The 12937-nt window shown below is 62.5% G+C and carries 11 protein-coding genes; 6 read left to right on the top strand and 5 right to left on the bottom strand.

Annotated elements, in window-relative coordinates:
* Nucleotides 1–6: 6 nt before the first annotated feature.
* The 3 genes from TR61_RS11920 to TR61_RS11910 all read right to left on the bottom strand — a co-directional run bounded on the left by TR61_RS11920 (nucleotide 7) and on the right by TR61_RS11910 (nucleotide 2546).
* Complete coding sequence (locus TR61_RS11920) at nucleotides 7–369, bottom strand: Rid family hydrolase (RefSeq protein WP_050930301.1); 363 nt, start codon at nucleotides 367–369, stop codon at nucleotides 7–9.
* A 114-nt stretch (nucleotides 370–483) separates the two neighbouring features.
* On the bottom strand, nucleotides 484–1749 hold the full coding sequence (clpX, locus tag TR61_RS11915; RefSeq protein WP_050930299.1) for an ATP-dependent Clp protease ATP-binding subunit ClpX: 1266 nt from the start codon (nucleotides 1747–1749) through the stop codon (nucleotides 484–486).
* A gap of 167 nt (nucleotides 1750–1916) precedes the next feature.
* Nucleotides 1917–2546 (bottom strand): ATP-dependent Clp protease proteolytic subunit, encoded by a 630-nt coding sequence (locus tag TR61_RS11910; RefSeq protein WP_050930298.1) that lies wholly within the window; start codon nucleotides 2544–2546, stop codon nucleotides 1917–1919.
* A 166-nt stretch (nucleotides 2547–2712) separates the two neighbouring features.
* Here TR61_RS11910 and TR61_RS11905 point away from each other — a divergent pair, with 166 nt between their 5' ends.
* Both TR61_RS11905 and TR61_RS11900 read left to right on the top strand, forming a co-directional pair.
* Nucleotides 2713–3912 carry an FAD-binding domain-containing protein gene (locus TR61_RS11905; protein WP_050930296.1) on the top strand — a complete coding sequence of 400 codons (1200 nt, stop codon included), beginning with the start codon at nucleotides 2713–2715 and terminating at the stop codon, nucleotides 3910–3912.
* Nucleotides 3913–4051: 139 nt separating this feature from the next.
* Entirely contained in the window at nucleotides 4052–6079 is a 2028-nt protein-coding gene (locus TR61_RS11900) for a PhoX family protein (RefSeq protein ID WP_050930294.1), read from the top strand.
* Between the two features lie 57 nt (nucleotides 6080–6136).
* Here the strand turns inward: TR61_RS11900 and TR61_RS11895 are convergent, their stop codons facing one another.
* Nucleotides 6137–7348, bottom strand: a complete 1212-nt coding sequence (locus TR61_RS11895) for a Coenzyme F420 hydrogenase/dehydrogenase, beta subunit C-terminal domain (protein WP_050930292.1) — start codon at nucleotides 7346–7348, stop codon at nucleotides 6137–6139.
* A 13-nt stretch (nucleotides 7349–7361) separates the two neighbouring features.
* Nucleotides 7362–8219 carry a cobalamin B12-binding domain-containing protein gene (locus tag TR61_RS11890; RefSeq protein WP_050930290.1) on the bottom strand — a complete coding sequence of 286 codons (858 nt, stop codon included), beginning with the start codon at nucleotides 8217–8219 and terminating at the stop codon, nucleotides 7362–7364.
* Between the two features lie 291 nt (nucleotides 8220–8510).
* Between TR61_RS11890 and TR61_RS11885 the strand changes: the two genes are divergently transcribed.
* From TR61_RS11885 to TR61_RS11870, 4 genes are all read left to right on the top strand, one after another.
* Nucleotides 8511–9551 (top strand): PstS family phosphate ABC transporter substrate-binding protein, encoded by a 1041-nt coding sequence (locus TR61_RS11885; protein WP_050930288.1) that lies wholly within the window; start codon nucleotides 8511–8513, stop codon nucleotides 9549–9551.
* A gap of 75 nt (nucleotides 9552–9626) precedes the next feature.
* Nucleotides 9627–11099 carry a phosphate ABC transporter permease subunit PstC gene (gene pstC / locus TR61_RS11880; RefSeq protein WP_050930286.1) on the top strand — a complete coding sequence of 491 codons (1473 nt, stop codon included), beginning with the start codon at nucleotides 9627–9629 and terminating at the stop codon, nucleotides 11097–11099.
* Nucleotides 11096–12424, top strand: a complete 1329-nt coding sequence (gene pstA, locus TR61_RS11875; RefSeq protein ID WP_050930284.1) for a phosphate ABC transporter permease PstA — start codon at nucleotides 11096–11098, stop codon at nucleotides 12422–12424. The genes pstC and pstA overlap by 4 nt, the downstream gene beginning before the upstream one ends.
* Before the next feature lie 21 nt (nucleotides 12425–12445).
* On the top strand, nucleotides 12446–12937 hold a 492-nt coding region (locus tag TR61_RS11870; protein WP_157440898.1), incomplete at its 3' end, for a phosphate ABC transporter ATP-binding protein.

The following is a 12937-nucleotide window of genomic DNA, read 5'->3' as shown; positions in this document are numbered from 1 at the left end:
GATAGCTCAGTCAGCCAAAACGGCCGTGACTTCGATTTCGATGCGGAATTTCGGGTCGATCAGCCCGCATTCGATCATTGTGGCGGCGGGTGGGTTCGCACCGAACGCCTCGCGCAGGAGCGGCCAGCAGGGTTCAAATTCCTGTGCGTCAGGCAGGTAATAGGTGACGCGCACGACGTTTTCGAACCCGGTGCCCGCGTCGGCAAGTGCCTTGCCGATGATCTCAAGCGCTGACCGGCATTGGCTGACCACATCGTCACCCTGCCCCACGGTGCCGGCCACATGGACCACTCCGCCCGCTACAACCGCGCGGCAATAGCCAATCTTGTCTTCGAAAACGCCGCCGGATTTGATGCGTTTGATCGTCATTGAAGAGGTCCTTTGATGGGTGGCGCCTGCTGCGCGTCGCGCGCCGACTTTTCAACAAAGAGGCCCCGGGTCAAGCCCGGGGCACATCTTGTATTTTCATATTATTTCAAAGGCTTAGCCCGCGCTCGCCTCTTCCTTTTCGTCGGCGTGGATCATCAGCGGGCCGGCATCGGATGTCACCGCTTCTTCGTTCACGACGACCTTGGTGACGCTGTCCATGCTGGGCAGTTCGAACATCGTATCCAACAGGATGTCTTCCAGGATCGAGCGCAGGCCGCGCGCGCCGGTCTTGCGTTCGATGGCGCGTTTGGCGATCGCCTGAAGCGCGTCATCGGTGAAAGTCAATTCGGTGTCTTCCAGTTCGAACAGGCGCTGGTACTGCTTGACCAGGGCGTTTTTCGGCTTGGTCAGGATGGTCACCAGCGCGTCTTCGTCCAGGTCTTCGAGCGTGGCCAGAACCGGCAGACGGCCCACAAATTCCGGAATCAGGCCGAATTTCAGCAGGTCTTCGGGTTCCAGATCCTGGAACACTTCACCCACGCCGCGTTCGTCATTGTCACGCACATCGGCGCCAAAGCCCATGGCCGAGCCCTTGCCGCGCTGCGAGATGATCTTGTCGAGACCGGCAAAGGCCCCGCCGCAGATGAACAGGATATTGGTGGTGTCCACCTGCAGGAATTCCTGCTGCGGATGCTTGCGCCCGCCCTGCGGCGGAACGGAAGCCACGGTGCCTTCCATCAGCTTCAGAAGCGCCTGCTGCACGCCTTCGCCCGACACGTCGCGGGTGATCGACGGGTTTTCCGACTTGCGCGTGATCTTGTCGACCTCGTCGATATAGACGATGCCGCGCTGCGCACGTTCCACGTTGTATTCCGAGGCCTGAAGCAGTTTCAGGATGATGTTTTCGACGTCTTCACCCACGTAACCGGCTTCGGTCAGCGTGGTGGCGTCAGCCATCGTGAATGGCACATCCAGAATACGCGCAAGTGTCTGGGCCAAAAGGGTTTTCCCGCAGCCGGTGGGACCGATCAGCAGGATGTTCGACTTGGCCAGTTCGATATCGTTGCCCGCCTTCTGGGCGTGGTTGAGCCGTTTGTAGTGGTTGTGCACCGCCACGGACAGAACACGCTTCGCCATCGCCTGGCCGATCACGTAATCGTCCAGGACGGCACAGATATCGCGGGGGCTGGGCACCCCGTCGGAGGCTTTGAGGCCGCTGGCCTTCGTCTCTTCCCGGATGATGTCCATGCACAGCTCGACGCATTCATCGCAGATGAACACGGTCGGGCCCGCGATCAGTTTGCGCACCTCGTGCTGGCTCTTGCCGCAAAAACTGCAATAGAGCGTGTTTTTGCTGTCGCCGCCTGAGTTCGTTGCCATGACTTACCTTTCTGGCCTCGCGTGCCCAGCGCCGGACCGCCCGGATGACGGAACGCGCGATTACTCAAATACTGCGATTAGCTTAGGACAGCGCAGATGGGTCCACAATCGCAAAATTGGCCCCGGCGGGGATCACCGGGGCCAAGCATTATCACATTGATGCGCGTTTACGCGTCATCATCGCCCGCTTTGCCCCGGCTTTCGACGATTTCGTCAATATGACCCCATTCCTTGGCCTCTTCGGGGGACATGAAATTGTCGCGATCCAGCGCCTTTTCAACGGCCTTTTTCGTCTGGCCGGTGTGTTTGACATAGATGTCATAAAGGCGGTCTTTCAGCTTCTGCGTCTCGGCCGCGTGGATCATGATGTCAGAGGCCTGACCCTGATACCCGCCCGAGGGCTGGTGCACCATGATACGGCTGTTGGGCAGCGAAAAGCGCATGCCGGGCTCACCCCCCGCCAGCAGGACAGACCCCATCGACGCCGCCTGGCCGATCACCAGCGTGGAGACCTTGGGTTTGATGTACTGCATCGTGTCATAGATCGAGAGGCCAGATGTCACCACGCCACCGGGCGAGTTGATGTAAATGCTGATCTCTTTCTTGGGGTTTTCCGCTTCAAGGTGCAGAAGCTGCGCCACGATCAGGTGGGACATGCCATCGTGAATCGGGCCATTGATGAAGATGATGCGTTCCTTCAACAGGCGCGAAAAGATGTCATAGGCACGTTCGCCGCGGGACGTTTGCTCAACGACCATGGGGACAAGGTTGGAATAGGTTTCGATGGGATCAAACATAGGATTCTGGCCTGCTGGTGGTTGGCCGGGACCATACCCGGCGGATCGTTAAAGGAGTCTTAGTATCGGGCACCGGGCTCTGCAAGGTGTGGTGGCGCACGCTGTTTTACAACCCTGCGCCAAACTGCCCGTTGAATTGCCCTGATGTGATCCTAGCTGGGCCGCCATGAGCGCTGAATTCACCCCCACCCGCACTGCCGCCCTGGAACATCTGGCCCGTTTCGTGCCCCATGCCGGGGCCGATTACGCCAAGCTGCGGAATTATGATCTGGGCGCGGGGCGGCATCTGCATGTGTCGACCCTGTCGCCATACCTGCGCCACAGGTTGATCACGGAAGAAGAGGTGCTGCAGGCGGTTCTGGCGCGCCATTCCCTGCGCGCGGCAGAGAAATTCGTGCAAGAGGTGTTCTGGCGGACCTATTGGAAGGGTTGGCTTGAAATGCGGCCCGGTGTCTGGAGCGATTACCTGATGGAGCGCGCAGCCGCCTGGAACGGCGTTCAAACGCAATCAGGCCTGCGCGCGCGATGGGAAGAAGCCTGTGAGGGGCGCACCGGCATTGACGCCTTTGACCATTGGGCGCGGGAACTGGTCGAGACCGGGTATCTGCACAACCACGCGCGGATGTGGTTTGCCTCGATCTGGATTTTCACGCTGCGCCTGCCTTGGGCGCTGGGTGCGGATTTCTTTTTGCGCCATCTGCTGGATGGGGATGCGGCGTCAAACACGCTCAGCTGGCGATGGGTGGCGGGGCTGCAGACCAAGGGCAAGACCTATCTAGCGCGGGCATCGAATATCGCGAAATACACCGAGGGACGGTTTGCGCCCGAGGGGTTGGCGCACGATGCGGTGGCGCTGCGGGGGGCCGATCATCCTCAGCGGCAACCTCTGCCGCTGCCCGATATGGTGGATCCAGCGCTGCGCACCGGGCTTCTGATCACGCCCGACGATCTGTCGCCCGGGTTTCTCACGGGGGAGTTGGGTGCGCTGCAGGCTGTGGCGATGACCTCCCACCGGGCGGAGATGAGCCATCTGCAGATCTCCGCCCGGGTTCTGGGCTGGGAGCGCGCGGCGATGGAGGACACGGCTGCGCGCTGGCGCGACCGGCTGGGTACGATCACGTTTGAAGAGGATCTGGCCGATTGGGTGCGCCGCGAGGGGCTGGAACAGGTGGTCACGGCTTACGCCTCTGTCGGGGTCGAGGCGCAGGCGCTGGACCGGTTGGCGCAGCAAACGGGCGTGCGGGTGGTGCGGTTGCGCCGCGCCTATGACAGCGCGGCCTGGCCCCATGCGACCCACGGGTTTTTCCGGTTCAAGGAGAAGATCCCGACGCTTGTCGGGGCACTGAAGGGACTGAAGGCGGCCTGAACCCGCCGCCCGGAACCGGCAGAGTTTCGCCGGATTGATACAGTTCCTTCATCTCGGCGTCACAAACCCTCGACAGCTTGGCGCTACGCGCGACACAATCCGAGTCGCCTTCACGTCCAAGAAGCAGGAGCACAAGCAGATGGATCGCAAAACGATCATCCACGACCCCAGCTATGGCAACAAAGCCGAAGCCTTTGAGGCCTATGATGATATCCCCACCAACCCCAATCTGAGCCGCACCATCGGCGACGTGATCAACGCGCGATATGGCCGCCGCGACGTGCTGCGCGGGATGCTGGGCGTGTCGGCCACGACCGCCCTGTTCGGGTCGACCGCACTGGTCGCGCCGCGCGGGGCCGATGCCGCGCCCGCCTCGCGCTATGTGTTCGACGAACTGGCCTGGGGCAATGATGCCACCCATCATATCGCCGACGGGTATGAGGCGAATATCCTGCTGCGCTGGGGCGACCCGATCACGGCGGATGCGCCTGATTTCGACGTGATGAACCAGACGGCCGAGGCGCAGCTGAAGCAGTTTGGCTATAATAATGATTACGTGGGCTTCTGGCCCCTGAATGACGAGGGCACACGCGGCGTTCTGTGCGTGAACCACGAATATACCAATGAAGAAGTGATGTTCCCCGGCCTGGGCCGTCAGGACCGCGCCGGGTTCGAAGGCATGACCCGCGAACTGGTCGATATCGAAATGGCGGCCCATGGCGGTTCGGTGGTCGAGATCGCCAAGGATGCAGACGGGTTCTGGAGCCTGGTCAAGGACAGCCCGCTGAACCGCCGTGTCACGCCGCTGAACACTGAAATGCGCATCGACGGGCCTGCGGCGGGCCATGACCGGATGAAAACCGCCGCCGATCCCACCGGCACCAGGGTGATCGGGACACTGAACAATTGTGCGGGGGGCATGACGCCCTGGGGCACCTATCTGATGGCCGAGGAAAACTTCCACGGCTATTTCTGGACGGACACGCTGGATGCCGAGGGCAAGCCGGACCTGTCGAACCAACCCGAGGCGGCGTCGATGAAACGCTATGGCGTGCCGGGGCGGTGGTATGCCTGGGGGCAGTATCACGACCGCTTCAACATCGACAAGGAACCCAATGAATCCAATCGCTTCGGCTATATTGTTGAGGTTGATCCCTTCAACCCGGACGCAATGCCGATCAAACATACGGCGCTGGGCCGGTTCCGCCACGAAGGGGCCGAAACCACGATCGCCAGCGACGGGCGACTGGTGATCTATTCGGGCGACGACAACCGGTTCGATTATCAGTACAAATGGGTCTCAAGCGATGTCGTGACCGAGGAGAACGCAGTCTTCGGGTCTTCGCTTCTGTCGGAGGGCACGCTTTATGTGGCCCGCTTCGATGCGGATGGCACGATCACCTGGCTGCCGCTGGTTCATGGCGAGGGGCCGCTGACCGCGGAAAACGGATTTGAAAGCCAGGCCGATGTCGCCATCGACACGCGGCTGGCCGCCGATCTTCTGGGGGCCACGCCCATGGACCGGCCCGAGGATGCGCAGCCGCGCGGGGATGGCACGGCCTACATCATGCTGACCAACAATTCCCGCCGCGAGCCCGATCAGGTGGATGCGGCGAACCCCCGCGCGGAAAGCCGCTTTGGCCATATCATCGAGATCAAGGAAAAAGACGGCAATCATTCGGCCACTGAAGGCACCTGGTCGATCCTTGTGCTGTGCGGCGATCCCACGATTGCCGACGTAGGGGCGCAGTGGCATCCCGAGACATCGGAAAGCGGCTGGTTCGCGTCGCCGGACAATTGCGCGATCGATGCCGACGGGCGGCTGTGGATCTCGACCGATCAGGGCCGGGGTTGGGGCCGGACGGGCAAGTCCGACGGGCTGTACGCGCTGGAAACCGAAGGGGAAATGCGCGGCCATTCCAAGCTGTTCTTCCGCTGCCCGGTGGGGGGTGAGCTGTGCGGGCCCTATTTTACACCCGACAGCGAGACCCTGTTCCTGGCGGTGCAGCATCCCGGCACCGATGGCACCAAGGATTACCCGGGCTTCGAGCGGGATTCGATCTTCGAAGACCCGGCCACCCGCTGGCCCGATTTCGACCCGGCGATGCCGCCGCGGCCCTCGGTCGTGGTGATCACGAAAACCGGCGGCGGCAAGATCGCTGTGTAATCAAAGGGTTGCGCCCCGGGTTTAACCCGGGGCCTGCCCTGCGGCCGAGGCCCCGGATCAGGTCCGGGGCGTGGGCGCTTCGCCTTCCTGCGGGGTGATGCCATAGGGCGCCACCAGATCCCACACATGCTGAGGGATCATGTATTTCATCCGTTTCGGGTGATGGCGGCGCAGATGCAGGACGGTTTCGGCTGCCTTCATCTCAAGCCGGGCGCGGGCAAATTCCATGCCCTGCGGCCCGATGCGCGGCTGCAGCCAGGCCATCAGAGGGCGCAGCCAATCCGGCATGCGCCGCAGGGGCAGACCGCCAGCGGCCAGTTCGGTGTTCACGATGAAGCCCTTCACGGCGCTGGCGCGTTTTCCCTTGGTGCCCACGGGGGCAAGGCGCATATCATCACCCAGAAGATCCAGCAGTTCCTGCCCGCGCGCATTGCGCACGATCAGCCATTGTTCGCCCTGCCCCGCCATATAGCCCACGGTGATATCGGCCAGCGCGTTGGTGTAATCCACACATGTCCGGCAAGTCAGCGGGAAGAAATCGGGCGGCAGGTCCGATATGGGCAGTTTGAGGAAGGGAATTTCCTTCTGCGCGCCATCGTCAAAACGCATCTCGACGCGGTAATCGGCGCGGAATTCGAGATAGGAGACCTCTTCCGGTCTGTCGGTCAGGCGGCCCAGGAAATCGTGGAAGTTCTCGGTCGTGGTGTTGTCGGAACACGGTGTTCCGATGACATAGAGCGCGTCAAAGCCCAGCTCTGCCTCGATCGCGCGCAGGGCATAGACCTGGCAGGGTATGCCGATGACGGCGATGCGGCGGATGCCCTTGGCGCGAGCGGGCTCCAGAAGCGCCAGAAGCGGCGCATAGCCCATGCGCATGCCACGCGCGCGGGCCATCTCTCCGGCCTCGGTGATCAGGGCGGGGATCGGGCGCCAGCGGTCGGTTTCGTCCGGCACGACGGTCAGAACCGCCTCGACCGCGCCGCTTGCCAGCAGTTTTTCGGCGATGCGGGTGGTCAGGCCGCTCCATTGTGCGCCTTGGGATGGTTCGCTCGCCCAGGCGCGGTACATGGCGCGGTAGGGGCCGAAGAAGCGTTCTTCGTCCCTGGAGGGGTCGCGCGGGCGGCCATGCACACGAGTTTCCTGGCCGGGGTAATCGGGGCGGATGAACTGGCAGGCCGCGCCGCAGCGGCCGGGGGCATCGGTGCGCGACAGGCCGCAATCGGTGCACAGGCTGCGCGCCTGCGCCTGGGCGAAATTGTCCTTGGGCATTGGGGCCTCCGGGCTAGCCGCGCGCGGCTCCGGGCTGCGCGGCGATCGTGTCGTGCAAGTCTCGCATCACGATGCGCAAAGTGTCAAGTTTACTTGACACATAATCGGCGTCTGTCAGCTCCTGCAGTCGCGGTTCAACCTCGGCCAACCGACCCGAGACGATGATACGCGCATGGGGCTGGGTCACCCGGATCGCCGCGATCAGGCGCACCAGTTCGGGCAGCACGCGCGGCGTCGTGGCCGCCAGCCCCACCAGCGCGAAATCGGACTGTTCCAGTTCCGCGATCAGCTCGTCATGGCTGCGGCCCACTTTCAGGTCGATCAGCCAGCCGTCGCGCCGGAAAAGATCGGCGGCCATTGTGATTCCCAGAGTATGTTGTTCGCTTGGCATCGTGGCAAAGATCGCATGCCGCCCGTCAGGCAGAGCTTCGGGCAGCATTCCGGCGCTGATCCCGCGCATCAGCGCATAGATGCGCGCGGCAGCAATGGTGATCTGAGACGAGGTCAGCGCATCCGTTGACCAGCGTTCGCCCAGGATCCGCGCAGCCCCGGCCAGGTGAATCAGATACATATCCTCCACCCCTGTTCCGGCGGCGATGGCGCGCAGCGTCAGGCGCATGCCCGCCCCGTCATCGCGCGACACAAGCGCATCGGCCAGGTCGGAGGCCAGGCTGGCCCCACCCGCGGCGACCGATCCGCGTTGGGCCAGGCGCGAGATGACCTCGCGCGCCAGAATCGAGACCGAGGCAGCCGGCAAGACATCAGGAAGCACGCTGACAAACTGACTGGCCCTACGCGCTGCGACCCGGTCCAGAACCTGGCCGGGAGATGCGGGCGTATTCGCCTTGGGGTCTTTCGGGCCTTTGGTCATTTGCGGGCCTTTCAAACGCCGTCATGACACAAAATCAGCAGCAAGGCCCAAACATGCAGTGAACGGCTTTGCCGCCAACCTTGCCCCGTCACCTTAGCAGCACCTGTCCGGACGCGCCTTGTGGCAAAGCGAAGCGCCCCCCTAGCGCAGGGTCAGGCGCCGACATAAGCCGAAAAAGCCCCGCGTTTCATAAAACTGTTACAAACTTATTACATTGGCGTCACGCAGGCTGACTACGAGAGCCCCAAGGCCGCGCCACGTGGCCGGGAATCACGCAACTCAGGAGACATCATGTCCTATGCGAAACTGACCGCCTCTGCTCTGGCGATCGCTGCCATTTCCGCAACCGCCGCCCAGGCCCGTGACAACGTGCAGATTGCAGGTTCGTCCACCGTTCTGCCCTATGCATCCATTGTGGCCGAAGCGTTCGGTGAAAACTTCGACTTCCCGACACCGGTTGTGGAATCGGGCGGGTCCTCGGCCGGTCTGAAGCGCTTTTGCGACGGCGTGGGCGAGAACACCATCGACATCGCCAACGCATCCCGCGCGATTCGCGAAAAAGAGATCAAAGCCTGCGCCGAAAACGGCGTGACCGACATCATCGAAGTGCGCATCGGCTATGACGGGATCGTCTTTGCCAGCCAGATCAACGGCCCGGACTTCACCGCCTTCACCCCCAGCGACATCTTCAACGCGCTGGCCCCGAAGGTGATGGTGGATGGCCAGCTGGTCGACAACCCGCACCAGCAGTGGTCGGATTTCAACGCCGATCTGCCTGCCGCGGACATCCTGGCCTTCATCCCCGGCACCAAACACGGCACCCGCGAAGTGTTCGAGGAAAAAGTGCTTGTCGCAGGTTGTGAAGCGACCGGCGCGATGGAGGCGATGATGGCCGCCGGCATGTCGGAAGACGACGCCGAAGACGCCTGCCTTGAGGTGCGCACCGATGGCAAATCGGTCGATATCGACGGCGATTACACCGAAACCCTGGCCCGCATCGACGCAAACACCAATGGCGTCGGCGTCTTCGGTCTGGCGTTTTACGAAAACAACACCGACAAGCTGAAAGTGGCGACCATGTCCGGCGTTGCCCCGTCGACCGAGACCATCGCGTCGGGTGAATACCCGGTCTCGCGCCCGCTGTTCTTCTATATCAAGAAGGCGCATATCGGCGTGATCCCCGGCCTGCAGGAATTCGCGGACTTCTTCGTGTCGGACGTGATCGCAGGCCCCGATGGCCCGCTGGCCCAATACGGCCTGGTGTCGGATCCGGAGCTGAGCGCGACCCAGGAGGCCGTTGCCTCCGGCACGACCATGGGCAGCGGTTCCTGATCTGATGAACTTCGGGGCGGCCACCGGGCCGCCCCTTCCCCCTGAAAGACCCTTTTACAAGAATACGGACCTGACATGCCTGTCTTCTGGCTTTTCCTCTGCGTGCTTGGCCTTGCGGTCATCGGATCGGTGGTCGGACGGATGCGCGCCCTGCAAAGCGCAGGCGGCGACAGCCGGAAACTGCATTCCCTTCCGAATTATTACAGCGCCAATGTGGGCATGTGGGTGATCACGCCCGCTTTTGCCGTGCTGCTGGTCTGGCTTCTGGCGCAACCGCTGTTCATCGACAGCCGCGTGGCCAATCTTTTGCCGGACACCGCTGTGTCGGAAGACACGACGCTGGGCCTAGTAATGTCGGATGTACGCCGCGTGGCGCATGGGCTGGACCTGGCCGTGGCGCAGGGCGAGATGACTGCGGACGAGGCGCGTACGCTCGGCCCCGATGACGGGGATCTGCGCGAAAGGCTGGCCGGTGTTGGCGTTGCACTTGGGTCGAGCGTGTCGCCCGAGGTGCTGCGCGCCGCACAGGATTACCGCCAACTGAACAGCGCCGGTGCATGGATGATGACCATCGCGGTACTGGTGACGGCGATGGCCGGTCTGGCCTTTGGCGTCAGTAAATCCACCCGCGATTTCCGCGCGCGGAACATGGTTGAACGGGGCATTCTGGCGATCCTGATCTTTGCGGCTTCCATCGCGATCCTGACCACCATCGGCATCCTGTTTTCGCTGATTTTCAACACGGTGGAGTTCTTCCGCATCTATCCGGCGGCGGATTTCTTCCTTGGCCTTGAATGGGCACCCAGTTTCTCGGGCCGGGGCGGCGCATCCAGCCTGGGCGTGCTGCCCCTGCTGTGGGGTACGTTTTACATCTCGCTGATTGCACTTCTGGTGTCGGTGCCCATCGGGCTGTTTTCGGCGATCTACCTGTCGGAATATGCTACCCCGCGGGTGCGGGCCTTTGCCAAGCCGCTGCTGGAGGTTCTGGCGGGCATTCCCACCATCGTTTACGGGCTTTTTGCCCTGCTGACCGTGGGGCCGCTTCTGGTGCAGGTCTTTGGCGACAATACCGTGGGCTGGATGTCGGGCGGAACGGCGGTGATCACAGCCGGGCTGGTCATGGGCATCATGCTGATCCCCTTCGTGAGTTCGCTGTCTGACGACATCATCAACGCCGTGCCGCAGGCGATGCGCGACGGGTCTTACGGGCTGGGCGCCACGCAATCCGAGACGATCCGCCAAGTGGTGATCCCCGCCGCCCTGCCAGGCATCGTGGGCGCGATCCTGCTGGCGGCCTCGCGCGCGATTGGCGAGACGATGATCGTCGTGCTGGGAGCCGGCGCCGCCGCGCGGCTGAGCCTGAACCCGTTTGAGGCGATGACCACCGTGACCGCCAAGATCGTGAGCCAATTGACCGGCGACAGCGACTTCGCCTCGCCCGAGGCGCTGGTGGCCTTTGCCCTTGGCACCACGCTGTTCGTCATCACGCTGGGGCTGAATGTGCTGGCCCTCTACATCGTGCGCAAATATCGGGAGCAATACGAATGACCGACGCAAGCATGGATCAGACGGCCCCGCGCCCGAAACGGTCGCTGCATGTGGCCGATGACCGGACACGCGCCCGCCGCGCGGCCGAAAAACGCTTCCGCGCCTATGGGGTCGCGGCAATCACCGCCGGTCTGCTGTGCCTAGTGGTGCTGATCTGGTCGATCCTGTCGAATGGCCTGCCCGCGTTCCAGCGCACGGTGGTGGATATCGAATTCACCCTGACGCAGGAGCAATTCGACGAGGCGGAAAAAGCGGTGCTGAAAACCAAGGTCTATACCGATTTCTTCATCGCTTCGCTGACGCGGCAGCTTGAGGATCAGGGGCTTGAGGTCGCCTTTGACGGCAAGGCGGTGGAGCGGCTGATGGGCAAGGTGGGCGGCACGCTGCGGTCGTTCTACCGAGACAACCCGCAGGCGTTGGGCCGCGCGGTCAGCTTTGAACTGCCCGCAGCCAGCCGCGTGGACCGGTATTTCAAGGGCACCTTCAGCCGCGACGGCATTTCCGAAGGCAACCGGTTCATCCAGGTGGAGGATCTGGATCTGGCGGATGCGCTGGCCGAAGCGGGCATTATCCGCCAGGCCTTCAACTGGGAGTTCATCACCGGCGTGGATACCGGCGTGGACAACCCCGGCGGCGCGGGCATCGGCGCGTCGGTTCTGGGATCGTTCATGATGATGATCGTCGTGCTGGTTCTGTCGCTGCCCATTGGAGTTGCGGCCTCGATCTATCTTGAGGAATTCGCACCCAAGAATTGGTTCACCGATCTGATCGAGGTGAATATCTCGAACCTGGCTGCTGTGCCGTCGATCGTCTTCGGCATCCTGGGCCTGGCGGTTTTCATCCAGTTCATGCATCTGCCGCAATCGGCCCCGCTGGTCGGTGGCCTTGTGCTGACGCTGATGACGCTGCCCACGATCATCATTTCGACCCGCGCGTCCCTGCGCGCCGTGCCCCCGTCAATCCGCGATGCGGCTTTGGGTGTGGGCGCGTCGCGGATGCAGACGGTGTTCCACCATGTGCTGCCGCTGGCCATGCCCGGTATTTTGACCGGCACGATCATCGGCCTTGCCCAGGCTTTGGGCGAAACCGCGCCGCTCTTGCTGATCGGCATGGTGGGCTTCATCGCCCGCTATCCGGAAACCTTCCTGCAGGGGTTCGAGGGGCCGAACTCGGCCATGCCGGCGCAGATTTATAACTGGGCGGCCCGGTCCGATGCGGTCTTCACCGAAAAAGCCTGGGGCGGGATCATCGTCCTGCTGATTTTCCTTCTGTCTATGAACATCATCGCCATCCTGCTGCGCCGGCGGTTCGAGCGCCGCTGGTAACCTGTTCGAGGTCTCCTACCCATGTATGATATTCCCCCCACCGGCGTTGATACGGCCACGGATGTGCTGAAAATCTCGGCCCGGAATGTGCAGGTGTTCTATGGAGACACCCACGCCATCAAGGATGTCAGCGTCGATATCGCCGACAAGACGGTCACGGCCTTCATCGGCCCGTCAGGCTGCGGGAAATCGACATTCCTGCGCTGTATCAACAGGATGAACGACACAATTGATGTGGCACGGATCGAAGGCGATATCCTGCTGGATGGCGAGGATATCTATGACGCTAAGGTCGATCCGGTGCAGCTGCGCGCCCGTGTAGGCATGGTGTTTCAGAAACCCAACCCCTTTCCGAAGTCGATCTATGACAACGTGGCCTATGGGCCGAAAATCCACGGCATGGCCAAGAACAAGGCCGATCTGGACGACATCGTCGAGCGTGCCTTGCGCCGCGGCGCCATCTGGGACGAGGTGAAGGACCGCCTGAACGAACCCGGCACCGGGCTGTCGGGC

This window comes from Aestuariivita boseongensis (assembly GCF_001262635.1).
GTDB classification, from domain to species: Bacteria; Pseudomonadota; Alphaproteobacteria; order Rhodobacterales; family Rhodobacteraceae; genus Aestuariivita; species Aestuariivita boseongensis.
This window is presented reverse-complemented; position numbering and strand designations above follow the sequence as displayed.

What these genes read in the sequence shown, in the direction of transcription:
- TR61_RS11890 (WP_050930290.1), bottom strand. Translation starts at nt 8,219, where the DNA reads ATGACCAAAGGCCCGAAAGACCCCAAGGCGAATACGCCCGCATCTCCC.
- TR61_RS11900 (WP_050930294.1), top strand. Translation starts at nt 4,052, where the DNA reads ATGGATCGCAAAACGATCATCCACGACCCCAGCTATGGCAACAAAGCC.
- TR61_RS11895 (WP_050930292.1), bottom strand. Translation starts at nt 7,348, where the DNA reads ATGCCCAAGGACAATTTCGCCCAGGCGCAGGCGCGCAGCCTGTGCACC.
- clpX (WP_050930299.1), bottom strand. Translation starts at nt 1,749, where the DNA reads ATGGCAACGAACTCAGGCGGCGACAGCAAAAACACGCTCTATTGCAGT.
- TR61_RS11905 (WP_050930296.1), top strand. Translation starts at nt 2,713, where the DNA reads ATGAGCGCTGAATTCACCCCCACCCGCACTGCCGCCCTGGAACATCTG.
- TR61_RS11885 (WP_050930288.1), top strand. Translation starts at nt 8,511, where the DNA reads ATGTCCTATGCGAAACTGACCGCCTCTGCTCTGGCGATCGCTGCCATT.
- TR61_RS11910 (WP_050930298.1), bottom strand. Translation starts at nt 2,546, where the DNA reads ATGTTTGATCCCATCGAAACCTATTCCAACCTTGTCCCCATGGTCGTT.
- TR61_RS11920 (WP_050930301.1), bottom strand. Translation starts at nt 369, where the DNA reads ATGACGATCAAACGCATCAAATCCGGCGGCGTTTTCGAAGACAAGATT.
- pstC (WP_050930286.1), top strand. Translation starts at nt 9,627, where the DNA reads ATGCCTGTCTTCTGGCTTTTCCTCTGCGTGCTTGGCCTTGCGGTCATC.
- pstA (WP_050930284.1), top strand. Translation starts at nt 11,096, where the DNA reads ATGACCGACGCAAGCATGGATCAGACGGCCCCGCGCCCGAAACGGTCG.